The organism is Thalassobacter sp. 16PALIMAR09 (assembly GCF_000765485.1).
In the GTDB taxonomy this organism is placed as follows: domain Bacteria; phylum Pseudomonadota; class Alphaproteobacteria; order Rhodobacterales; family Rhodobacteraceae; genus Thalassobacter; species Thalassobacter stenotrophicus.
In genome coordinates this window covers 597,014-618,513 of sequence record NZ_JHAK01000002.1, presented here as the reverse complement: position 1 = coordinate 618,513, position 21,500 = coordinate 597,014, and the positions used below count along the sequence as shown (strand labels likewise).

Genomic DNA, 21,500 nt, shown 5'->3' with positions numbered 1-21,500 from the left:
GTTTGAAAGCCACCGCGTTACTCAGCCTCCTTTGTTCCCAAAATACTCCGGGGGAGGCTCCGGCACGGAGCCGGGGGCAGCGCCCCCTAAAAGATGTAACCGCCCAAAGGGCGACGTTTAGATTTCGTCGGCAAAGTGCTTCATCGTCAGCCGGATGGGGTTCGGCGCCGCCTGCCCTAGCCCACAGATCGACGCATCAACCATCGCTTGGCTCAGGTCTTCCAAAAGCCCCTGATCCCACGTTTCCGCCTGCATCAGCTTCACGGCTTTTTCACAGCCCACGCGGCAGGGGGTGCATTGCCCGCAGCTCTCTGCCTCAAAGAACCGCAGCATGTTCAACGCCGCATCCCGCACGCGGTCCTGATCCGACAAAACAACCACGGCGGCAGATCCAATGAATGTCCCATGCGGCTGCAACGTATCAAAATCAAGCGGCACATCATTCAACGAAGCGGGCAAAACGCCCGAAGATGGCCCGCCCGGTTGATAGGCCTTGAACGCATGCCCCTCGGCCATGCCACCCGCCGCATCGATAATATCAACAATCGTCGAACCCGCTGGCAGCAGGTACATCCCGGGTGCAGCGACACGTCCAGATACGGAATAGCTCCGCAGGCCCGTGCGACCGTTATGCGTGATGGATGAAAGGATTTCAGGTCCTTCGCGTACAATCCGCGCAACCCACTTCAAAGTCTCAACGTTATGCACCAGCGTCGGGCGACCAAACACACCGACCTGCGCCACAAACGGTGGGCGATGACGCGGCAGGCCACGTTTGCCTTCAATCGATTCAATCATCGCGCTTTCTTCGCCGCAAATGTAGGCACCCGCCCCACGGCGCAAATCGATATATCCCGGCTCAACGATACCGGCCGTCTCTAGGGCTGCGATTTCGGTCGCCAGAATCTCCAGCACCGCCGGATATTCATCGCGCATGTAGATAAAACAGGTCTCAGCCTCGACGGCCCATGCGGCGATTAGCATCCCCTCAAGAAACAGGTGCGGCGTGCGCTCTAGATAGTAACGGTCCTTAAATGTGCCCGGCTCGCCCTCATCACCGTTCACGGCCAAATAGCGCGGCCCGGGATTGGCCCGAACAAAGCCCCACTTCTTGCCCGACGGGAACCCTGCCCCGCCAAGTCCGCGCAGACCCGAGGCTAGAACTTGATCCTGCACTTGCTCCCAGTCGCCGTCCGCACGCAAACGCGCCAACTCGGCGTAACCACCACCTGCACAATATGCCTCAAACCCTTCGTAGTCGGGCATCTTGTGGTGAGTATCACCCGCCGCAATCGCCGCGTGCACCAATTCAGGCGTGGCGTTGTCGATATGGTTGTGCCCCAGTTCCAACGTTGGGGCCATATCGCAGCGACCCATGCAAGGCGCACGCAGAACACGCACTTGGGATGGATCAACGCCATCCTCAAGCGCCGAAATCAGTGTCTCAGATCCAGCCAATTCGCACGACAGCGAATCGCACACTCGAATGGTAAGTGCGGGCGGCACCGGATCATCTTCACGCAGCGGATCGAAGTGCGCGTAAAACGTCGCGACCTCCCAGACCTCGGCCATTGATAGCTTCATCTCTTCGGCCAAAGCCCGCAGGTGCGCCGCAGATTGGTGCCCATAGGCATCTTGGATCAGGTGCAAAAACTCGATGAGCAGGTCCCGCCGCTGAGGGCGATCCCCCAAAAGGGCGCGCACTTCTGCCAGTGCGGTATCCTCATACTGCCGACCCTTGGGCGTTTTGCGCCCTTTGCCTCGACCTGATTTCCACACACCTTTGTTGTCGTCCAATGCCATGAAAGCCTCCCGCGCGCATCGGGTGTTTGATAGCACGCCCTGCCCTCTCCCAAATGTCAAAACCGACACCAAATGGGCGAATTCCCCCAAGCCGATACCACCGCGACTACCATAGGAAACGAATTCCACGGTCGCCGGTGACCACACAGATTTGACAGGTATGGTTTTCAGCCGCCCCCACGTTGCCTATGTTGGGGCCAACAGCCCGGAGTGACCATGCGCCTCGCCCTAACCCTTTGCCTTATGCTCACCACGCCCGCCGTCGCCCAAGAGACGTTTTCAGGCGCTGAGTTTGACGCCCGCGTCTCTGGCAAAACTCTCTATTTTGAACGCGCGGGCCGTGCCTTTGGGGCCGAGCAATACTTTCCCGACAAACGCGTCATCTGGGCGTTTGAGGACGGGCAATGCCAACGCGGCATATGGTTTGAAAACGCCGATAGCGACATCTGTTTCATCTACGACGAAAGCCCCGAGCCGATCTGCTGGGACTTTTTCAAACAACCCGGCGGGGGCGTGTCGGCCCGCGCGAAAGGCGCGGACCCATTGAATGATTTGTTCGCAGTCCATGAGGACGAGGCGCCACTGGCATGCAAAGCGCCCGACTTGGGGGTCTAGCCGGGTTCGCGCCACCAAACATCGGGCTGGAAATCGATCCAATCGCCGTAGATCGAGATCCTATCAGAGGGGAATTTCAGCTCAGCATCATGTGCAATCCATGAGACCGGGTTGTGCCACAGAGGAACCACATAGCGCCCTGCGGTCAGCACCCGGTCCAGCGCTTTGACGGCAGCCACGTAATCCTCTTGCGATTGGGCCTCTAGCATAGCCTCAATCATCGCGGAAATCGCGGGCGTGTCAGTGCCCATTAGGTTTCGCGATCCCGGTGCCTCAACCCCTTCAGGGCCCCAATAGCGCCATTGCTCATTCCCCGGCGACAACGACAAACCCCAGCGATAATAAGTCATGTCGAAATCGTAGCTGTTCACCCGCTCCGTGTATTGGGCGCTGTCGATGGAGGAAATCTCCGGATCAAGGCCCAGCCGCTCCAGTGCTTCGACATAGATATCGACCACTGAACCGATCTCGCTTGAGCCGTTTTGCAGCAGGATTTCGAACTGAACCGGCCCGTCCGGTCCCACAAGGCGGCCATTTTCAACGGTATACCCTGCATCCTCAAGCAAAGCCGTAGCCCGCCGGATCGCACCACGATTGGCCACACGCGCACTGCCCTTGGGCAATGCATAGCCGTCAATCGCACCCGGTGGCAGGCTATCGGCAAAGGGTTCCAACAGGTCACGCACGCGGCCCTCAGCAGGGGTGCCCGGTGTCATGCCAAGCGGCGAATTCGCGAAATAGCTTTCAATCCGGGGCAGTGCGCCACCGTTCAGGACCGTGTTGGTGTAGGTAAAGTTGAACGCCTCAATCATCGCCTCACGCACGCGCCAATCAGCAAAAAACCCGGTGCGGGTGTTCATAACCAAGCCCGTCATCCCCGTGGGGCGTTGATGCGGAACCTCGGATTTGACGATTGCGCCGCTTTCCACTGCAGGAAAGTTATATTGCTCCGCCCATTTCGCGGCAGAAGTTTCGCGCATCGTGCTCAGTTCACCGGATTTGAACGCCTCAAACATGGCGGACGCATCGGTAAAAAACTCCATCCGCAGGGTATCAAGGTTGTGCACCCCTTTGCGGAGAGGCAGATCACGGGCCCAATAATCAGGGTTGCGGCTCAGCTCGACAAAGCGGTTCGGCTCAAAATCAGTGATGACATAAGCCGCACTCGTAATCGGGATCACATCCAACCCGCTTTGGGTAAAATCGCGGCCCTCCCACTGAGCTTTTTTCAGAACAGGGCGCATCCCCATGATCATCGCCAACTCACGGTTGGGCGCCTTAAAACTGATGCGCAGACCGCGCGTACCCACCGGCACAATACGCGCCACCTGCGCCCATGACCCCCGGTAGCGCGCATGCCCTTGGGTGCCGAGCGCCTCATAGGACCAGATAACGTCCTCAACGGTGACCGGAGCACCGTCAGAAAACCGGGCCTCGGGACGCAGGTGAAACTCGACCCAATGGCCCTCTGGATCGACGGCCACCGTCTCGGCCAGAAGGCCGTACAATGTGAACGGCTCATCATAGGATCTGCCCATCAGGCTTTCGTGCGCAAGGAACCGCAATTGCCACGGCACCCGGCCTTTTTGGATGTGCGGGTTGAGACTATCGAAACCGCCGACCTGACCGTCAACAAACACCCCACCCTTGGGAGCGTCCGGATTGGCGTAAGGCAAGTGCGCAAAGTCCGCAGGCAACGCCGGAGCACCATAAAGAGCGATTCCATGGTGTGCCTGAGCGCTTTCAGAGGGAGAATCGGTGGCAAGAATCGGTTGGCAAAAAAGCGCCAATCCGACCACGGCGCCTGCGACTGCTCGATGAAAAGAATTGAAGACCATATCGAAACAGTTCCTGTTTTCCTTGATTTATTGGCCTCAAGATACGGTGATCCCTCAAGATAGTCCAAAACTTTAACTTGGACTCTCAACACCGCATCCAGTATATTGAGGTCACTGCTCGATAGGTTTCTTGCCTGTATGAAACCTGCCTCAATAACTTAACGCCAGCTTCGTGCTGGCGTTTTTTTTGGGCCATATGCGAGGCAATCCATCACACCAATCACGCATCACAGCCGATCACGATTGATGCCGCACTGCGGCAGGTATCGCAGAACTTCCTTTCATTCTGCGGTGCAGCAGCTATCGTTGACGCAACGTGAGACAAGGGAAACGATCCATGACACTTCAAGGCAAGACCGCCGTCATCACCGGCTCCAATTCGGGCATCGGCTTGGGTATCGCAATCGAAATGGCCAAGGCTGGCGCGGACGTGGTGATCAACTCATTCACAGACCGCGAAGAAGATCACGCGCTGGCCGCCCAGATCGCGGCAGATCACGGCGTCAACGCGCGCTATATTCAGGCCGATATGTCCAAAGGCGACCAGTGCCGCGCCTTGATCGAGCAGGCCGGCGCATGTGACATCCTGATCAACAACGCAGGCATCCAGCACGTCGCCGCGATTGACGAATTCCCCCAAGACAAATGGGACGCGATTATCGCGATCAACATGTCGTCGGCCTATCACACCACGGCTGCAGCATTGCCGATGATGCGCACGGCGGGCTGGGGGCGAGTTATCAACATCGCCTCGGCACATGGGCTGACGGCCTCACCCTACAAATCGGCATATGTCGCTGCGAAACACGGGGTGGTTGGCATGACCAAGGTCGTGGCCCTCGAAACTGCGCGCGAGCCGATCACAGCAAACGCGATATGCCCCGGTTATGTTCTGACCCCATTGGTCGAGGCGCAGATCCCCGACACGATGAAAGAATATAACATGAGCCGCGAAGAGGTCGTTGAAAACGTCCTGCTCACGCGGCAACCGTCCAAAGAGTTCGCAACGGTTGAGCAGATGGGCGGCACGGCTGTGTTTCTATGCTCGGACGCGGCGGCACAAATCACCGGCACGACCATTTCGGTGGATGGCGGCTGGACCGCCCTCTGAGAAGGCCCCGACCCCAAGCGCAAAAGGATGACCCATGGGCCAAACAAAACGCATCAACCTAGCCCTTCAGGGCGGCGGGGCACATGGCGCGTTCACATGGGGCGCGCTGGACCGGTTGCTGGAAGATGAGCGGATCGAGATTGCGGCCATCTCGGGCACATCTGCGGGTGCGCTGAACGGGGCGGCGATAAAATGTGGGCTGGTCACTGGGGATCGGGACAAGGCCAAAGCCGGGCTTGAGGCGCTTTGGACCAAGGTGGGTGCGATTACGGACGAGGCGTTTGGCCCATGGCTGAACGCGTTTTCGCCGATGGCGATCAGCCGAGCGATTGAATACTCGCTGCCATTCGCGCTGTCGGACACCACATCGCGGACGATATCACCCTATTTGTATCGGGGCACAACGTCGAACCCGCTGCGCCGCATTGTTGAGGGGTTCGACTTTGACAATGTCTGTTCCGAGGCGGGGCCGCAGTTTCATATCTGTGCGACCAACGTCCGGTCAGGTAAAATCCGCGTGTTCACCCGCGAGGAAATCACAACTGATGCGATCCTCGCCTCTGCCTGTTTGCCCACATTGTTCGAGGCCGTCGAAATTGATGGAGAAGCCTACTGGGACGGCGGATACACCGGCAATCCCGCGCTATTTCCGCTGTTTCACAAGGACCTGCCGCGGGATATCCTGGTCGTGAATATCAACCCGTTGCACCGGGCTGAGGTGCCGCGTTCCGCGCGGGACATTCAAAACCGCATCAATGAGATCAGCTTTAACACGTCGCTTTTGCGAGAGCTGCGTGCGATTGCCTTCGTGCAACGCCTTTTGCACGCAGGCACCATGTCGGGCGACGCGATGAAGGACGTATTGGTGCATATGGTCGCCGACGACGCGCTGATGCAGCAACTATCCGTGGCCACAAAGCTGGTCCCGAACCCGGCGGTCTTGGCCCAGCTGCGCGCGGCGGGATACCGCGCGACGGACACGTTTTTGGACAAGCATTTTGATCAGATCGGCGATGAAAGTTCAGTTGATCTGGCAGCGATGTTCGACAGTTAGGCTGAGCGTCGCGGCGCCTTTGGCCCCGCGAGACGTGAGGGCTCTGCCCTCACACTCCCGGGATATTTGAAAACCAAAGAAGGGTTTAGGGTAGCGATGTGACCCAGAGTATCGTGGCGTCTTCGTCCGAAACCGAGACAACATTGTGGCCCATTGAGGCGTCATAATAGGCGCTGTCGCCACGACGCATTTCGATGGCCTCGTAGAATTCGGTGTAGAGCCGGATAGCGCCTGTGAGCACCAGCAGGAATTCTTCTCCGTCGTGACGGACCCAATCATCGAAATCAGAGAAGGAGCGCGCGCGAATACGGGCGCGGTAGGGCAGCATCCGTTTGGTCGTGAGAGCGCCCGCCAGCAGTTCGTGTTCGTAGGTTGTGGTAACATGGGCCTCGCCTTCACCCATACGTGTGACTGTGCGGCGGCCCGTGACTTGACCCTCTTTGGGGGGGGTGAACAGCTGTGGCACCGAAATTTCTAGACCCGTTGCGAGTTTCTTGAGTGCCTCCCACGTGGGGGACATTTGGCCATTCTCGATCTTGGAGAGGGTGGACCGCGCCAGACCGGCCTGATTAGCGGCCTGTTCCAACGTCCAGCCGCGTGATTTGCGCAAGGAGCGCACCCGCTCCGCGAGGTTGAGGGGCTCGGGGCTGCGGTCGCCCCCGCTTTCGCGGGCCAAGCGGATCAGGCTGGGTTCGGTCTTGGACATGGCGCCTTTGTATCCTCAGCCCAAAGTCGCTGCAAGCGCTTGCCGCATGGGGTTTGGATACTTAAACATGGCATATGCCTGCTGTTTTTCACGATACGTTTCCCGCCCCGCCCGCTGAGTTCAACATGGCGGCCTATGTTTTGCAGGCTGGAAAGCCCGACGCCTGCGCCCTGCAAGTTGTTGGAGACGGATCCGCACCGTGGACCTATGCGGACCTAAGACAAGCCGTAGCAGGCATGGCGCGCGGGTTGCGGGATGCCGGCCTTCAGCCTGGTGATCGGTTGATGCTGCGCCAAGGCAATTCGGTGATTTGTCCCCTGACGTATTTGGCCTGCATTTGGGGAGGCATCATTCCCGTACCAACGGCCGCCGCCCTGACAAGTGCTGAGGTTGCGGCCCTGATTTCTCAGGTTACACCGGCGGCCATTGCCACGTCACAGGGCGTGGCGGTACCTGAAACGGATCTGCCGCTGCTTGATGCCGATACCTTGCGCCAGATGCAAAATCTGCCCCCGCTGAGCGCAGAGATGGGAGACCCAAACCGACCTGCCTACATTGTGTTCACCTCTGGCAGCGGAGGAAAATCACGGCCCGTCTGTCATGCCCACCGGGCCGTATGGGCGCGGCAAATGATGTGGGACGGCTGGTATGGCCTGCGGGTCGACGACCGTTTGATGCACGCAGGCGCCTTTAATTGGACCTATACGATGGGGACGGGACTAATGGACCCTTGGGCCATTGGGGCCACTGCGTTGATCCCCGCGGAAGGCACCAAAGCCAAGGACCTGCCCGCGATGATTGCCGCGCACAACGTCACGATCTTTGCTGCAGCACCGGGCGTCTACCGCCAAATGCTGCGGGGTCCGACCCCACCCCTGCGCAAGCTACGTCATGGGCTAAGCGCGGGAGAGGCCCTGCCGAACATCACACGTGCCGCATGGATCAAGGCAACCGGCACCGCTGTGCATGAGGCTTTGGGGATGTCCGAATGCTCAACCTATATCTCTGGCAGCCCAACACGGCCCGCGGCACCCGGCACGGCTGGCTACCCACAAGCCGGGCGTCACATCAGCGTGCGTGCCGAGGGCACAGCCGTAGATTACAACACCCCCGGGGAGTTGTGCCTGCACGCCTCTGAGCCGGGCTTGATGCTGGGCTATTGGGAGCCGGGCACAGGGCCCGTACCCCTTGGCACGGCTTGGTTCGGCACCGGTGATTACGTCACTATGTCCCGCGATGGAGCGATCACATACCTAGGGCGCCGCGATGATATGATGAACGCCGGGGGCTTTCGGGTTTCGCCCCTTGAAGTGGAAACCAAGCTCGCGCTGACACCCGGCGTGTCGGAAGTGGCCGCCTGCGAGGTGCGGCTCCACGAAGACACGAGTGTGATTGCGCTGTTTCACGTCGGTGGCCAAGAAGACGATATCCGCGACATGGCTCAGACCCATCTGGCCCGGTACAAACAGCCGCGCCTCTATTTCGCGTGTGGAAAACTACTGCGGAATGCTAATGGCAAACTGAACCGCCGCGCCTTGCGTACCGAGGCAGAGGCGGCGGTCCTTGCCTCAGGGGTTGCAAAACGCAGCCGAGTGGACGACGAGAGGGGATGATCACCCTTGATATTCTTTCCGACCCGATTTGCCCTTGGTGCCTCATTGGCAAAACCCATCTGTTCCGCGCCCTAGAGGCAGCGGGCGACCACCCCTTTGTGCTGGCTTGGCATCCGTTCCAGTTGAACCCGGACATGCCGCCCGAAGGTATGGATCGCCGCGCCTATCTGGAGGGTAAGTTTGGTGGCAAAGAGGCCGCAGTGCGCGCCTATGCCCCGATTGCTGAGACGGCTGAGGCCATGGGCCTGAACCTTAACCTTGAGGGCATCACCCGCACGCCAAATACACTGGACGCACACCGGATGATCCATTGGGCCGGACTGGAGCATAAACAGACCCCCATGGCGCAGGCCCTTTTTGAAGCCTATTTCATCAAAGGAGAGGACATCGGCGACCGGGATGCGCTGGTCGAAATCGGCACCCGCGCGGGGCTAGAGGCGGATATGACCCGCCGCTTGCTGAGCAGTGATGCCGATGCGGATGATATCCGTGCCCGAGACGCCCATGCGCGTGAGCGTGGCGTCAGTGCGGTGCCTACCTTTATCATCGCCAATCAACACGTCGTACCCGGTGCACAACCACCCGAACTATGGGGCCAAGTGATTGACGACCTGAACGCCCAGATCAAAGCGGCAGATGCCCCCGAGTGACCCCAACACAGCGGTGGCAGGCGACCAACTGACGCCCAAGCCACCGCTATCACGCGCCGAATTTATCGCTCTCATGGCGATGATGACCGCAATCGTTGCGTTTTCAATCGACTCGATGCTGCCATCCCTGCCTGACATCGCGCGCGACCTGACCCCCGATGAACCGAACCGGGCGCAGTTAATCATCACGACATTTGTCCTCGGCCTTGGCCTTGGAACACTCTTTGCGGGACCAATTTCAGATGCGGTCGGGCGCAAGCCGGTTGTTTTGGCCGGAGCGCTCTTGTTTTGCATCGGTTCGGTTTTGGCCTACGTGGCCCCGACACTGGAAACAGTCATCGCGGGTCGTGTATTGCAGGGTCTAGGCGCCGCAGGGCCCCGCGTAGTGACGCTGGCCATCGTGCGCGACCAATATGCGGGGCGAGGCATGGCGAAGATCATGTCCTTTGTCATGCTGGTCTTTGCGCTGGTGCCTGCCATCGCGCCAGCCATCGGCGCGGGCATTATCTGGGTCACGGGATGGCGCGGGATTTTTGCCGCGTTTGTGGTGTTTGCCATCATCCTGTCCCTATGGATGGGGCTGCGGCAGCCCGAAACCCACCCGCCCGCGGCCCGACGCCCCCTGCGCCCCGGCGTTTTGGCATCCAGCCTTCGCGAGGTTTTGGCCAACCGCAACGTGAGCCTCGCGATCGGGGTACAGGCGTTGTGCTATGGCATGTTGTTCGGGGTCCTTGCCTCAACCCAGCAGATTTTCGACATCACATTCGACCGTGCCGGCAGTTTTCCGCTTTGGTTTGGGTTGGTCGCCCTGATCGCAAGCACCGCGTCGCTGCTGAACGCAAAGCTCGTCGAGAAGCTGGGCATGCACTTCATCATCCGCTGGACCCTTGCGGCGCAGATCCTTTTGTCAGGCCTATGCGCGATTCTCTGGCTGACGGGTCTGTTGGATGGAGGCTTTTTGTTCGCAATGTTCATCATCTGGAAAACATCCGTATTCTTTCAGGCAGGACTGACCATCGGCAACGTTAACGCCATCGCCATGAGCCCTATGGGCCACATCGCGGGCGTCGCATCGTCGGTCATTGGCTCGGTCGCGACCATCGCTGGGGCGGTCATTGCCATCCCGCTGGGGCTAGCATTTGACGGAACCGCTGTGCCTTTGATGCTCGGTGTGTGCGTGCTTGCGGTGTTGGCGCGGGGATTGATGGTCGCGTTGCCGCGCACCTCTGATGCGGAGTAGCGTGCCGCTATGACCACCATGCTGACGCCAGAAACGCTCCTGCGGGGGTATGCCGCCGGGATTTTCCCGATGTCCGAGGGCCGCGACGATCCCGAGATTTTCTGGGTCGATCCGCGCGAGCGTGGGGTCATGCCCCTCGACGGTTTTCACATTTCCCGATCTTTGGGAAAACACATCGCCAAAGAGCCATTTCAAATCCGTATCAACACGGCTTTTGATGCAGTGGTTGAGGGCTGCGCCGACAGGGATGAGACATGGATCAATGGCCCTATAGCGAACCTGTATAGCGCGTTGCACCGGGCGGGTTACGCGCAGGCCCTAGAGGTCTGGGAGGATAAGACCTTGGTTGGTGGCGTTTACGGGGTCACCCTTGGGGCTGCATTTTTTGGGGAAAGCATGTTTTCGCGGCGCACCAATGCTTCAAAAATCGCGCTGGCCTATCTGGTGCACAGGTTGCGGGCCGGCGGCTTTACCCTGTTTGACACGCAGTTCGTCACACCGCATTTAACGTCGCTTGGTGCCGTAGAGATTCCGCGTGCGATGTATCATGCACAACTGGAGCGCGCATTAGGCCAAGAGGCGGACTTTACCCGCGCACCCGAAATGCCCCCGGTTCAGGATGTGATACAGCGCAGCACCCAGACGTCATAGCGGGCATGATCCAGTGCCATGAGCGCGGGAGATGAGGCGATCATCCACCCCTGAAAGATATCCTGACGCTTGTTGCCATCCATCACAGTCAAATGCGCGAAGGCGTCCCCTGCGGGGTTGCTGGCAGGGTAGCGGCATTCACTGAGGGTGATTTCGAGTGTGCCGTACCCCAAGGTTTGACCCGATGCGACCTCAACATCGAACACCGCGCCCGTGACTTTGTCCAAGGTGCGCAAAACCGCGCCAGTGCCTGTGCCCGTGACAACGGATGTGCCCTGAGCCGGCGCCACTTCGGGGGCCACTAAAAGGCCAAGGACCAGTGAGAACGCGCCCAGAAGCCGCATCATTACTCCTCGGACCCGGTCACAAACCGCATCAACAACGACACCAGAGAGACGGAGCCTTGGGTATCGAGAAACTGACCACCGGGTTCTAGGTTGAACGGCGAGCCGCCGGGGACAATCTCAACGAAGTTGCCGCCAAGCAGCCCTTCGGAAGAGATGATCAGTGAACTGTCGTCAGGGATTTCGAGATTTGCAGGTACGGCCACGGTGGCGTCAGCGCGAAAAGTCACCGGGTTCAGCTCAAGATCCGTGACTGTACCCAACTTGACGCCCGCCAAACGCACCTCGGACCCGACTGCAATGCCATCGGCCGCACGAAAGGATGCGGAGTAGTTTGCAGCGCTGCTGCCCGGCCCGTTTGCAAAGCCCGTGGCCTGGGCCGTGTAGAACAGGAACCCGAGTGCCACGGTCAGCACCACGGTGCCTACAAAAATCTCAGTGCGGTTTTCAGCCATCAGAGCGCCCCTTTGTTAAGGTGCCCATACGTAGCCCCGATTATTCCGGGCTCCAAGCCTCATAATCTTGGCGTTCGACGGGTTTGGCACGTTTCAGCGATCCTGCTGGCACATAAGCCGCAGCCGTCCCGGTGAGGTTCATCTGGTGCGGCTTTTCCCAAACCTTGTGCGGCAATGGCGCCTCGGTGGGCGGTAGCTTGTACGTGTGATGCAACCAACCGTGCCATTCGGGCGGAACGCGGGATGCTTCTGCCTCACCATTGAAGATCACCCAGCGACGCACACCCCCTGTTGTTTGGTAGTAGGTATTGCCAAGGTCATCCTCACCCACACGTTCGCCTTTGCGCCACGTGAAAAGCTGAGTGCCCAGCGTTTGACTGTTCCACCACGTCACGGCGCGTTTGAGAAAATAGAACATGGGTGTCCTCCGGTTCGAACGCCTCATCTATAGGCCCCGCACGGGGAAGCGTCCAGTGCCCGTGGGCTGCGGCATGTGGCGCGAAATAAAGGATTATGTGCCTCCGGCGGGGATATTTCTAAACCAAAGAGGGCGGGTTTTGCGAGAAATGGGCAGAAATTCTGGGATTATCCGGGATTCGAGGCCGAATTCCCGCGCTGGATTTATCGTTGCGATGGACGGCGCGGGCGCACGGGCCTATCAAAGCCGCAACAAAAGACAAAAAGACATGGAGAGATGACATGAGTGATCAAACGTACGGCTTCGACACGCTACAAATTCACGCAGGCGCGAACCCTGACCCCGCGACAGGCGCACGTAACACGCCGATTTATCAATCGACGGCCTTCGTGTTTCGCGATGCAGAGCATGCGTCCAAGCTGTTTAACCTTCAGGAAGTCGGCTACATTTATTCGCGTCTGACGAACCCGACGGTTGCCGTACTGCAAGAGCGGATCGCGACGCTTGAGGGTGGTGTTGGTGCGGTTTGTTGCTCATCAGGGCATGCGGCGCAGATCATGGCGTTATTTCCGCTGATGCAGCCTGGCTGCAACATCGTCGCCTCGACCCGCTTGTATGGCGGAACGGTCACGCAGTTTTCTCAGACGATCAAACGGTTTGGCTGGTCGGCCAAATTTGTCGACATGGACGATCCCAAGGCGGTTGCTGCAGCGATTGACGAGAATACTCGTGCAGTTTTCTGCGAGGCTATTGCCAACCCCGGTGGTCACATCACGGATTTGGACGCGATCTCGGCTGTGTCCGATGAGGCTGGCATCCCCCTGATCGTCGATAACACATCCGCCACCCCATATCTTGTGCGCCCGATTGAACATGGTGCCACGCTTGTTGTGCATTCGACCACGAAATACCTAACCGGCAATGGCACCGTCACCGGCGGCTGCGTTGTGGACAGCGGTAAGTTCGATTGGGCTGCGAACGATAAGTTCCCAAGTCTGAGCCAGCCCGAGCCTGCCTATCACGGCCTGAAGTTCGCCGAGACGTTTGGCCCTATGGCGTTCACATTCCACGGGATTGCCATTGGTCTGCGCGATCTGGGCATGACGATGAACCCACAGGCGGCGCACTACACGCTGTGCGGGATTGAGACGCTGAGCCTGCGGATGGAACGCCACGTTGAGAACGCGACCAAGCTGGCCAAGTGGCTCGAAGCTGACCCACGGGTGGATTACGTCACCTATGCAGGGCTCGAATCGTCGCCGTACAACCACCTCGTGCCCAAAATCTGTCCGCGTGGCGCAGGCGGTTTGTTTACCTTTGCGGTCAAGGGTGGCTACGAGGCGTGCATCAAGCTGGTTGATAACCTCGAAATTTTCTCGCACGTGGCCAACTTGGGCGATACGCGGTCGTTGATCATCCACTCCGCCTCAACCACGCACCGTCAGTTGACGGCTGAGCAGCAAGAAGCCGCAGGGGCTGCCCCCAATGTCGTGCGCGTATCCATCGGGATCGAGGATGCCGTCGACCTGATCGCCGATCTGGATCAAGCGCTGGCAAAAGCGACAGCCTAATCCTTTTGCGTTCATTTTGACCCGGGGCGGCGTTTTTCCTAAAACTCTGCCCCGGTCTTTCCTATATGGTGCCCTATGTTTGCTGACCTACTAAACCGCCTCATCGCGCCTCAGCCCGAGCGCCTTCCTCAACCAGATGCGCAAGTGGCGCTGGCCGCCCTGTTGGTGCGCGTGGCCCGCGCGGATGGTGATTATGCTGCCGCTGAGATCGCCAAGATCGACAAGATCCTTGCGGCCCGCCACGGTCTCTCCCCGTTTGAGGCCGCGAAGCTGCGCGGTCAGGCCGAAACGTTGGAAACCGAGGCGCCAGATACCGTCCGCTTTACCCGCGCTATCAAGGACGCCGTTGACCTAGAGGATCGCACCGCCATTATCGAAGCGCTTTGGGCTGTTGTCCTTGCCGACGGAGAGCGGGATCACGACGAAGACACGTTTCTTCGTATGGTCGCCAATCTGCTAGGCATCAACGACCGCGACAGCAACTTTGCGCGCCAGCGTGCCGCCAAGCGGGGATGATTGCGAGCCTGCCAATGTATTGGGACGTGGCAGGTGCTGCTGCGTGGACGGGCCTTTGGCGCGATATCCAAGATGCGGCATGCGACTTTGGCCTAAGGCTCCCGGATCTGACGCCGCCCAGCGCGCTGCCAAAGGATTGGACCGCGCATTGGACTGATCCTGAGCTGGTCCTTTCGCAGACCTGCGCCTTGCCGCTGCGGACATCGCTAAAGGGCCGCGTGACCTATGTGGGCACGTTGGATTTCGGCCTACCCGGCCCTGTGGGCAGCTATCATTCGGTTTGTATTGGGACGGCACCCGCCAAAGACGTCAAGTTGGCCGTGAATGCGGCCGATAGCCAATCGGGCTGGGCCGCAGCGCAGGATGATCCCGCCCTGGGCCCCGAGACACGCATTATCATGACCGGCTCGCACGCGGCCTCTGCCACCGCAGTGGCGGAGGGAAGCGCGGATATCGCGTTTATTGACGCGGTGACCTGGCGGTTGTTGCAGCGCAACACGCCCCAATTTGCCGACATACCGATCCGGTCGCGCACGCAACCCACACCGGGCCTGCCCCTGATTACAGCGCTCTCGCGTGATCCCGCACCCCTGCGCGCAGCGCTAGACGCCGTGATCAACAGCTCACCTGTGCGAGGCTCTGATGCACTCGGTGGCTTGTCTAGCTTTCACGTCTGGCCAGAATCGGCGTACTTTGACGCGGCCGTCCCGCCCCCACCAGTCGTTTAAGTCGCACTATCCGACCGGCACCTGTCTTGGCACATCAGCCGATACACCAGCGCCTCACACACATGACGTTCCGTCATTGCGGCCTGCACCATTGCAATTCGCTAAGAATTACCGCTAAGTCAGGCGTCATTTGGATCTGGGGATGTCCATGAGTTCTAAAACCGCGCCGGTGATCGAAATCCGGGACCTGCACAAGGCCTATGGTGATCTTGAGGTCCTGAAGGGCGTGGACGTGACTGCACCACAAGGGCATGTGATCTCCCTCATCGGATCGTCGGGCTCGGGCAAATCTACGCTTCTGCGCTGTGCCAACCTGCTGGAAGACAGCCAGCAGGGTGAGGTCATTTTCTGCGGTGAACCCGTACACTGGAGAGGCCAAGGGGCCGCGCGGGTCCCCGGTGATGCCGCCCAAGTCCGCCGCATCCGCACGAACCTGTCGATGGTATTTCAACAGTTCAACCTTTGGGCGCATATGACGATCCTTGAGAACGTCATGGAGGCCCCCGTCACCGTTCTCAAACAGGACCGGGCTGAGGTTGAGGTGCGCGCGCGCGCGATCCTCGACAAGGTCGGTATTGGCGACAAATGCGATGTGTACCCCGCCCAACTGTCTGGCGGTCAGCAGCAACGCGCCGCGATTGCGCGCGGGCTGGCGATGGAGCCGAAGGCGCTGTTGTTCGATGAGCCGACATCCGCCTTGGACCCCGAATTGGAACAAGAAGTCATCCGCGTGATCAAGGACCTCGCTGCTGAGGGCCGGACCATGCTGATCGTGACCCACGACATGGCGCTTGCCCGCGACGTGTCAGACCACGTGATCTTCCTGCATCAAGGCAGGATAGAGGAAGAGGGCCCGCCAGAGGCTCTCTTTAAAGCACCGAAATCCGAGCGGCTCAGAGGCTTTCTTGCCTCAACCAACTTGGCCTGAGCCTAGGCGACTACCAGCAAAACCAGCTAACGGGAGACCACCATGAACAAGCTGATCCTATCCACCGCACTTCTCGCAATCGGCGCGGGCGCGGCATTTGCCGATGGCCACTCCGTTGTCCGTTTGGGCACCGAGGGCGCATACCCTCCCTTCAACTTCCTCAACGACGCTGGCGAAGTTGACGGCTTTGAGCGCGAATTGGGTGACGAGCTGTGCGCACGCGCCGAACTGACCTGTGAGTGGGTCACAAACGAGTGGGACAGCATCATCCCCAACCTCGTGTCCGGCAACTACGACGCCATCATCGCTGGCATGTCCATCACCGCCGAGCGTGATGAAGTCATCGACTTCACTCAGAACTACACACAACCCGATCCATCCTCCTACTTGGTGGCTGCGGGCAACGAAGGCCTGAACGTCGAAACCGCCGTGATCGCGGCTCAGACCAACACTATCCAAGCCTCTTTTGTGGCTGAAATGGGCGCGACGCTGCTGGAATTCGCCTCCCCCGAGGAGTCGGTTGCTGCCGTCAAAGCCGGTGAAGCAGACGCCGTTTTGGCCGACGACAGCTTTCTGGCGCCAATCGTTGAGGCTGACGCAGAGCTAGCCAAGCTGGAGCGTGAAGAGCTGATCGGTGGCGGCGTTGGCATGGGCCTGCGCGAAAGCGACGGTGAGCTGAAGGCGAAAATGGACGCAGCAATCTCCTCCATGAAGGCAGACGGCTCGCTCAACGCGTTGATCGAAAAATGGGAAGTCGGCGCGAAATTCTAATCGCGCTTGGGCGGCGGGGTTACACCTGCCGCCCTCCATTATCTTATGTTCTCATTCTGCACCGATCCCTCGACCCTGGAGACCTACCAGTGGTTCGCCTGCTACTTCACCACGGGTAAGCATGCGAACTTCTATTGGGCCTTCGTCACTGTGCTATTGTTGCTTGCGGTCACCGCGCCAACGGCTCTTGCGATGGGGTTTGGCGGGGCGTCTGCCGCGCGGTCGCGCATTGCGCCGGTGCGCTGGCTTGGGCACGGATATATCTCCGTGGTGCGCGGTGTGCCCGACATCGCATTTTTCTTGTTCTTTGTGATCGCCCTCGATCAGGGGCTAGAGTTCTTGCGCCACAGCGCACTTTGCCCCGACTGGGACCAACCAATCCGACAGGGCAACGATTTCATCGTCTGTGACGCGGCCAAACTGCCCTTGGGCAACGCACCACAATGGGTGCATGAGGTATACGGCTTCGCGCTTGCGGTCTTTACCTTTGCCATCGTGTTCGGCGCCTTTGCCGCCAACGTCCTATACGGGGCAATGCAGGCGGTGCCCCGCGCGCAACTGGAAACCGCTGAGGCATACGGCATGACCCACCGCCAGACGTTCTGGCGCATTCTCGTGCCGCAAATGTGGGTCTATGCCCTGCCCGGCCTGAGCAACCTATGGATGGTTCTGATCAAAGCCACGCCCCTGCTATTCCTGTTGGGCGTTGAAGACATCGTTTACTGGGCGCGCGAACTGGGCGGCACGGCTAACCCGCGCTTCACAGACTACCCTCACGGCGATTGGCGCATGTGGTATTTTCTGTTTCTGCTGGTGTTCTACCTCGCCTTTACGCGCGTATCCGAGGTCGTGCTAGAACGCCTGATGAACCGCCTGACCCACGGCCAAGCCACCACCAGCGGCGAAGCACAAAGGAAAGCCGCCTGATGGACAGCTGCCTGCAAACCATTGGCGATTATGGCCTGCGCGCGCTCGGCTACGGTGAGCGACTACTCCCCCGCAGCGATTTTACCCTGTGCCAGCAGTTCACCCTCATCGGCTCGGGCATGTTGTGGAATATATACTTCGGCTTTTTCGCACTGCTCGCGGGCTTTGTGCTGGCGGTCGCGGTGGCGATGGGCAAGGCATCCAGCAACCGGTTGGTGCGCAAACCCTCGGAATGGTTCATCTTCTTGTTCCGCGGCTCACCGCTGTTTATTCAATTCTTCTTCGCCTACTTCTTCTTTCTCTCGCTCAAAGGCGTCTCGCCGATCTTTGATGCGTTTTCGTCGGCATGGTTGGGCGCATTGATTGTGTTGTTCCTCAACACCGCCGCCTACTCCGGTGAAATCTTTTTCGGCGCGCTTAAATCAATCCCAAAGGGCGATATGGAGGCCGCGGACGCCTATGGCCTATCCGGCTACGCCAAATTCCGCCGCATCACGTTCCCCACGATGATGCGCCTCGCTTGGCCGGCCTACACGAATGAGGCGATCTTTCTGTTTCACGCCACAGCACTGGTGTTCTTTTCCGGCTTTCCCGCGCGCCAGCAACGTGGCGACGCCCTGTATTACGCGAACTATTTCGCCGATAAGACCTTTAATCCCTTTGTGCCTTACCCCATTCTTGCGGGATATTTCATCCTGCTGACCTTGGTGGTGATCCTGTCCATGGGGGCGATCAATCGTCGCCTGAACCGACACCTCGGCAAGGCTCCCAAGCTAAAGATAAGGCCCACACTGATCCGATGAGTTGGCTCCACGACAACCCGCACATTCACTCTGTCCGCGCGGTTGCGTGCGATCTAAACGCCCAAGCCCGAGGCAAACGTGTTCCCCGCCGCTTTGCCCACAAACTTGAGGACGAGGGCACACGGTTCCCGTTTTCTGTCCTCAATCTAGATATTTGGGGCGAAGATATCGAAGACAGCCCGCTGGTGTTTGACACCGGCGACGCGGACGGCATTCTGTTGCCCACCGACCGGGGCTATGTGCCGATGCCGTGGCTCGAAACACCCACCGCTCTGCTGCCGCTGTGGATGTTCCACGACGATGGCCGTCCGTTTGCCGGTGACCCGCGTCATGCACTGAACGCCGTCGTCGCGCGCTACACCGCAAAGGGGCTGACGCCCGTAGTGGCGACCGAGTTAGAATTTTACCTGATCGATGACAGTCGCCGCGTCCTGCGCGTGCCGCCCTCGCCCCGTTCTGGCAAACGCCGCGCCGGAGCCGAGACCTTGGCCATGCGCCAGCTGGATGCGTTCGATCAGTTCTTTACCGAACTCTACGACGCCTGCGAGGCCATGGACATTCCCGCGGACACCGCCATTTCCGAGGCAGGTCTGGGCCAGTTTGAAATCAACATGATGCATCAACCTGATGCCCTAAAAGCCGCGGATGACGCATGGCTGTTCAAGTTGTTGGTCCGAGGCCTTGCCCGCAAACACGGATTTGCGGCCAGCTTTATGGCCAAACCCTATCCCGACTATGCGGGCAACGGCCTGCATACGCACTTTTCCGTGCTCGATCAGGCCGGCAAGAACATCTTTGACGATGGCGGCCCAAAGGGCACAGCAACCCTGCGCCACGCCATCGCGGGCCTACTGGCAGCCACGCCCGCATCGATGCTCATCTTCGCCCCCCACGCCAACAGCTACGACCGGCTTGTGCCCGGTGCCCATGCCCCCACAGGGCTCGCATGGGCCTATGAAAACCGGACGGCGGCCATCCGTGTGCCCTCCGGCCCTCCCGTAGCGCGCCGCATCGAACATCGTATCGCGGGCGGTGACATTAACCCTTACTTGATGCTCGCGGTCGTGTTGGGCGCGGCCCTCGCAGGGATCGAGGACGCCAATGAACCACCTGCACCGATCACCGGCAACGCATACGCGCTAGACCTGCCCCAAACGCCCGAGACTTGGGCCGAGGCCATCGCCCGATTTGAACGCGATCCTTGGATCAAGCGCCTCCTGCCCGAGGGGTTGATCCAGAACCTTCTGCTGACCAAAAAGCAAGAATTGACCGACGTGAGCGAGTTAACCGACGCAGAGCGCATGGACCTCTATCTCGACACGGTTTAACCTTTGCCCATGGACCTCCTTGACGACGACCCCACCGGCGATCCCAACGGATCAAACGCCCCTGAATTCACCGTGTCCGAGCTGTCGGGCGCCGTCAAACGCACCCTAGAGGGTGAGTTTGGGCGCATTCGCGTGCGCGGAGAGGTCGGGCGTGTCGTCCGCGCGCGGTCAGGACACATCTATTACGACGTCAAAGACGATCGCAACACGCTCGCCTGCACCACATGGAAAGGCCAAGCCGCCCGGCTCAGCGTACAGCCCGAAGAGGGGATGGAGGTCATCGTCACAGGCCGCCTCACGGCTTACGGCGCCCAGTCAAAATACAACATGAACGTTGAGGAGTTAGAGGTCGCAGGCGCAGGTGCCCTGATGGCCATGCTCGAAAAGCGTAAGCAACAGCTTACCGCTGAAGGTCTCTTCGCGCCGGAACGGAAGAAACCCCTCCCCTACCTGCCCGAGGTCATCGGCGTCGTCACCTCGCCCTCCGGCGCCGTGATCCGCGATATTTTGCACCGCTTGCGCGACCGCTTCCCACGGCGTGTGATTATCTGGCCCGTGGCCGTACAGGGCAAACCCTGCGCCCCCGAAGTCGCGAATGCGATCCGCGGCTTCAACGCGATGCCCGAGGGCGCGCCCACACCGGACCTGATCATCGTGGCCCGTGGCGGTGGCTCGATCGAGGATCTGTGGGGCTTCAACGAAGAAATCGTCGTGCGCGCCGCCGCCGAAAGCCGCATTCCCCTGATCTCAGCCGTGGGGCACGAAACGGACACCACGCTGATCGACTACGCCGCCGATCAACGCGCCCCTACCCCGACCGCCGCCGCGGAAATGGCCGTACCCGTGCGGCTGGACCTGATGGGCTGGGTCGATCAACAGGGTGCACGGATGACACAGACGCTTCGCATGGGCCTGCGCCAGCGCACCCAACGCGCCACCGATCTGGCCCGCGCTCTACCACGCCCCGACACGCTTTTATCTCAACCGCGCCAGCGCCTCGACCTTAGTTCAGAACGCCTACCAAACGCATTGCGCGCACGCACCAATTCTGGCCGCATGGCACTGTCACGGCTCGAAGGGCGCATGACACCCAACACTCTCCGCGCAGCCCTGCGCACCCAAGATCAACGCCTCCAAACCGCCACAGCCCGCCTCGCCCCGCGCGCCCAATCACAGGTCGCCGCTCTGCGCGCCAAACTCGATGCACTGGAACGGATGCGCCTATCTTTGGGCTACGAAGAAACACTCAAACGCGGCTACGCCGTCGTCTGGGGCGATGATGCCGTCGTCACCTCCCACAAAGCCCTCAAATCAGCCGAAACTGTGGAAATCGAATTCGCAGACGGGCGTAAACCAGTCACGCCAACCACTCCCAAGAAACTTAAACAAAAAACACCCCCGCCCAATCAAGGCTCCCTCTTCTAAGCACT

The 21,500-nt window shown here is 59.7% G+C and carries 22 protein-coding genes; 16 read left to right on the top strand and 6 right to left on the bottom strand.

The window, feature by feature from the left end; translation table 11 throughout:
- Positions 1-117: 117 nt before the first annotated feature.
- Entirely contained in the window at positions 118-1,803 is a 1,686-nt protein-coding gene (locus PM04_RS06895; RefSeq protein WP_038004884.1) for an NAD(P)H-dependent oxidoreductase subunit E, read from the bottom strand.
- A gap of 216 nt (positions 1,804-2,019) precedes the next feature.
- Here PM04_RS06895 and PM04_RS06890 point away from each other — a divergent pair, with 216 nt between their 5' ends.
- Complete coding sequence (locus PM04_RS06890) at positions 2,020-2,418, top strand: hypothetical protein (RefSeq protein WP_038004882.1); 399 nt, start codon at positions 2,020-2,022, stop codon at positions 2,416-2,418.
- Here PM04_RS06890 and PM04_RS06885 read toward each other — a convergent pair.
- Positions 2,415-4,256 carry an extracellular solute-binding protein gene (locus tag PM04_RS06885; RefSeq protein WP_038004879.1) on the bottom strand — a complete coding sequence of 614 codons (1,842 nt, stop codon included), beginning with the start codon at positions 4,254-4,256 and terminating at the stop codon, positions 2,415-2,417. The genes PM04_RS06890 and PM04_RS06885 overlap by 4 nt on opposite strands.
- Before the next feature lie 337 nt (positions 4,257-4,593).
- Here PM04_RS06885 and PM04_RS06880 point away from each other — a divergent pair, with 337 nt between their 5' ends.
- On the top strand, positions 4,594-5,367 hold the full coding sequence (locus PM04_RS06880; RefSeq protein WP_038004877.1) for a 3-hydroxybutyrate dehydrogenase: 774 nt from the start codon (positions 4,594-4,596) through the stop codon (positions 5,365-5,367).
- Positions 5,368-5,401: 34 nt separating this feature from the next.
- Positions 5,402-6,421 carry a patatin-like phospholipase family protein gene (locus tag PM04_RS06875; RefSeq protein WP_038004875.1) on the top strand — a complete coding sequence of 340 codons (1,020 nt, stop codon included), beginning with the start codon at positions 5,402-5,404 and terminating at the stop codon, positions 6,419-6,421.
- Positions 6,422-6,506: 85 nt separating this feature from the next.
- Here PM04_RS06875 and PM04_RS06870 read toward each other — a convergent pair whose 3' ends face one another.
- Positions 6,507-7,127 carry a helix-turn-helix domain-containing protein gene (locus PM04_RS06870; protein ID WP_038004872.1) on the bottom strand — a complete coding sequence of 207 codons (621 nt, stop codon included), beginning with the start codon at positions 7,125-7,127 and terminating at the stop codon, positions 6,507-6,509.
- 74 nt (positions 7,128-7,201) lie between these two features.
- Between PM04_RS06870 and PM04_RS06865 the strand changes: the two genes are divergently transcribed.
- From PM04_RS06865 to aat, 4 genes are read left to right on the top strand one after another with little or no spacing between them, the layout of a single operon-like run.
- Positions 7,202-8,740 (top strand): class I adenylate-forming enzyme family protein, encoded by a 1,539-nt coding sequence (locus tag PM04_RS06865; protein ID WP_038004870.1) that lies wholly within the window; start codon positions 7,202-7,204, stop codon positions 8,738-8,740.
- A complete protein-coding gene (locus PM04_RS06860) occupies positions 8,737-9,390 on the top strand; it encodes a DsbA family oxidoreductase (protein ID WP_038004868.1) in 654 nt (217 codons plus the stop codon). The genes PM04_RS06865 and PM04_RS06860 overlap by 4 nt, the downstream gene beginning before the upstream one ends.
- Positions 9,377-10,630 carry a multidrug effflux MFS transporter gene (locus tag PM04_RS06855; RefSeq protein ID WP_038004867.1) on the top strand — a complete coding sequence of 418 codons (1,254 nt, stop codon included), beginning with the start codon at positions 9,377-9,379 and terminating at the stop codon, positions 10,628-10,630. The genes PM04_RS06860 and PM04_RS06855 overlap by 14 nt, the downstream gene beginning before the upstream one ends.
- 9 nt (positions 10,631-10,639) lie before the next feature.
- Positions 10,640-11,281 (top strand): leucyl/phenylalanyl-tRNA--protein transferase, encoded by a 642-nt coding sequence (gene aat / locus PM04_RS06850; RefSeq protein ID WP_038004866.1) that lies wholly within the window; start codon positions 10,640-10,642, stop codon positions 11,279-11,281.
- Here aat and PM04_RS06845 read toward each other — a convergent pair.
- The 3 genes from PM04_RS06845 to PM04_RS06835 are packed head-to-tail and all read right to left on the bottom strand — an operon-like array spanning position 11,245 to position 12,498.
- The gene (locus PM04_RS06845; protein WP_038004865.1) at positions 11,245-11,625 is read right to left on the bottom strand and encodes a DUF2155 domain-containing protein; all 381 of its coding nucleotides are present in this window, start codon (positions 11,623-11,625) and stop codon (positions 11,245-11,247) included. The genes aat and PM04_RS06845 overlap by 37 nt on opposite strands.
- A 2-nt stretch (positions 11,626-11,627) precedes the next feature.
- Positions 11,628-12,080, bottom strand: a complete 453-nt coding sequence (locus PM04_RS06840) for an outer membrane lipid asymmetry maintenance protein MlaD (RefSeq protein ID WP_038004864.1) — start codon at positions 12,078-12,080, stop codon at positions 11,628-11,630.
- Between the two features lie 40 nt (positions 12,081-12,120).
- The gene (locus tag PM04_RS06835) at positions 12,121-12,498 is read right to left on the bottom strand and encodes an NADH:ubiquinone oxidoreductase subunit NDUFA12 (RefSeq protein ID WP_038004863.1); all 378 of its coding nucleotides are present in this window, start codon (positions 12,496-12,498) and stop codon (positions 12,121-12,123) included.
- 281 nt (positions 12,499-12,779) lie between these two features.
- Between PM04_RS06835 and PM04_RS06825 the strand changes: the two genes are divergently transcribed.
- From PM04_RS06825 to xseA, 9 genes are all read left to right on the top strand, one after another.
- Positions 12,780-14,069: an O-acetylhomoserine aminocarboxypropyltransferase/cysteine synthase family protein gene (locus PM04_RS06825; RefSeq protein WP_038004860.1), complete on the top strand. Its 1,290-nt coding sequence runs from the start codon at positions 12,780-12,782 to the stop codon at positions 14,067-14,069.
- Positions 14,070-14,144: 75 nt separating this feature from the next.
- Positions 14,145-14,585, top strand: a complete 441-nt coding sequence (locus PM04_RS06820) for a TerB family tellurite resistance protein (protein ID WP_038004858.1) — start codon at positions 14,145-14,147, stop codon at positions 14,583-14,585.
- 14 nt (positions 14,586-14,599) lie between these two features.
- A complete protein-coding gene (locus tag PM04_RS06815; RefSeq protein ID WP_052077290.1) occupies positions 14,600-15,313 on the top strand; it encodes a hypothetical protein in 714 nt (237 codons plus the stop codon).
- A 148-nt stretch (positions 15,314-15,461) separates the two neighbouring features.
- On the top strand, positions 15,462-16,241 hold the full coding sequence (locus PM04_RS06810; protein ID WP_038004856.1) for an ABC transporter ATP-binding protein: 780 nt from the start codon (positions 15,462-15,464) through the stop codon (positions 16,239-16,241).
- A 42-nt stretch (positions 16,242-16,283) separates the two neighbouring features.
- Complete coding sequence (locus PM04_RS06805) at positions 16,284-17,012, top strand: transporter substrate-binding domain-containing protein (RefSeq protein WP_038004854.1); 729 nt, start codon at positions 16,284-16,286, stop codon at positions 17,010-17,012.
- A 45-nt stretch (positions 17,013-17,057) separates the two neighbouring features.
- Positions 17,058-17,939 (top strand): ABC transporter permease, encoded by an 882-nt coding sequence (locus PM04_RS06800; RefSeq protein WP_038004852.1) that lies wholly within the window; start codon positions 17,058-17,060, stop codon positions 17,937-17,939.
- Complete coding sequence (locus PM04_RS06795) at positions 17,939-18,742, top strand: ABC transporter permease (RefSeq protein WP_038004850.1); 804 nt, start codon at positions 17,939-17,941, stop codon at positions 18,740-18,742. Before PM04_RS06800 ends, PM04_RS06795 begins: the two co-directional genes overlap by 1 nt.
- Positions 18,739-20,070 carry a glutamine synthetase family protein gene (locus PM04_RS06790; protein ID WP_038004848.1) on the top strand — a complete coding sequence of 444 codons (1,332 nt, stop codon included), beginning with the start codon at positions 18,739-18,741 and terminating at the stop codon, positions 20,068-20,070. The genes PM04_RS06795 and PM04_RS06790 overlap by 4 nt, the downstream gene beginning before the upstream one ends.
- Before the next feature lie 9 nt (positions 20,071-20,079).
- Positions 20,080-21,495, top strand: a complete 1,416-nt coding sequence (xseA, locus tag PM04_RS06785) for an exodeoxyribonuclease VII large subunit (RefSeq protein ID WP_038004846.1) — start codon at positions 20,080-20,082, stop codon at positions 21,493-21,495.
- Positions 21,496-21,500 lie beyond the last annotated feature (5 nt).

Bases quoted from the DNA above. Each gene is read 5' to 3' on its own strand.
- aat (WP_038004866.1), top strand. From the start codon at position 10,640: ATGACCACCATGCTGACGCCAGAAACGCTCCTGCGGGGGTATGCCGCC.
- PM04_RS06890 (WP_038004882.1), top strand. From the start codon at position 2,020: ATGCGCCTCGCCCTAACCCTTTGCCTTATGCTCACCACGCCCGCCGTC.
- PM04_RS06880 (WP_038004877.1), top strand. From the start codon at position 4,594: ATGACACTTCAAGGCAAGACCGCCGTCATCACCGGCTCCAATTCGGGC.
- PM04_RS06825 (WP_038004860.1), top strand. From the start codon at position 12,780: ATGAGTGATCAAACGTACGGCTTCGACACGCTACAAATTCACGCAGGC.
- PM04_RS06835 (WP_038004863.1), bottom strand. From the start codon at position 12,498: ATGTTCTATTTTCTCAAACGCGCCGTGACGTGGTGGAACAGTCAAACG.
- PM04_RS06790 (WP_038004848.1), top strand. From the start codon at position 18,739: ATGAGTTGGCTCCACGACAACCCGCACATTCACTCTGTCCGCGCGGTT.
- PM04_RS06820 (WP_038004858.1), top strand. From the start codon at position 14,145: ATGTTTGCTGACCTACTAAACCGCCTCATCGCGCCTCAGCCCGAGCGC.
- PM04_RS06805 (WP_038004854.1), top strand. From the start codon at position 16,284: ATGAACAAGCTGATCCTATCCACCGCACTTCTCGCAATCGGCGCGGGC.
- PM04_RS06860 (WP_038004868.1), top strand. From the start codon at position 8,737: ATGATCACCCTTGATATTCTTTCCGACCCGATTTGCCCTTGGTGCCTC.
- PM04_RS06885 (WP_038004879.1), bottom strand. From the start codon at position 4,256: ATGGTCTTCAATTCTTTTCATCGAGCAGTCGCAGGCGCCGTGGTCGGA.
- xseA (WP_038004846.1), top strand. From the start codon at position 20,080: ATGGACCTCCTTGACGACGACCCCACCGGCGATCCCAACGGATCAAAC.
- PM04_RS06815 (WP_052077290.1), top strand. From the start codon at position 14,600: ATGTATTGGGACGTGGCAGGTGCTGCTGCGTGGACGGGCCTTTGGCGC.
- PM04_RS06810 (WP_038004856.1), top strand. From the start codon at position 15,462: ATGAGTTCTAAAACCGCGCCGGTGATCGAAATCCGGGACCTGCACAAG.
- PM04_RS06870 (WP_038004872.1), bottom strand. From the start codon at position 7,127: ATGTCCAAGACCGAACCCAGCCTGATCCGCTTGGCCCGCGAAAGCGGG.
- PM04_RS06895 (WP_038004884.1), bottom strand. From the start codon at position 1,803: ATGGCATTGGACGACAACAAAGGTGTGTGGAAATCAGGTCGAGGCAAA.
- PM04_RS06875 (WP_038004875.1), top strand. From the start codon at position 5,402: ATGGGCCAAACAAAACGCATCAACCTAGCCCTTCAGGGCGGCGGGGCA.
- PM04_RS06795 (WP_038004850.1), top strand. From the start codon at position 17,939: ATGGACAGCTGCCTGCAAACCATTGGCGATTATGGCCTGCGCGCGCTC.
- PM04_RS06855 (WP_038004867.1), top strand. From the start codon at position 9,377: ATGCCCCCGAGTGACCCCAACACAGCGGTGGCAGGCGACCAACTGACG.
- PM04_RS06845 (WP_038004865.1), bottom strand. From the start codon at position 11,625: ATGCGGCTTCTGGGCGCGTTCTCACTGGTCCTTGGCCTTTTAGTGGCC.
- PM04_RS06865 (WP_038004870.1), top strand. From the start codon at position 7,202: ATGCCTGCTGTTTTTCACGATACGTTTCCCGCCCCGCCCGCTGAGTTC.
- PM04_RS06800 (WP_038004852.1), top strand. From the start codon at position 17,058: ATGTTCTCATTCTGCACCGATCCCTCGACCCTGGAGACCTACCAGTGG.
- PM04_RS06840 (WP_038004864.1), bottom strand. From the start codon at position 12,080: ATGGCTGAAAACCGCACTGAGATTTTTGTAGGCACCGTGGTGCTGACC.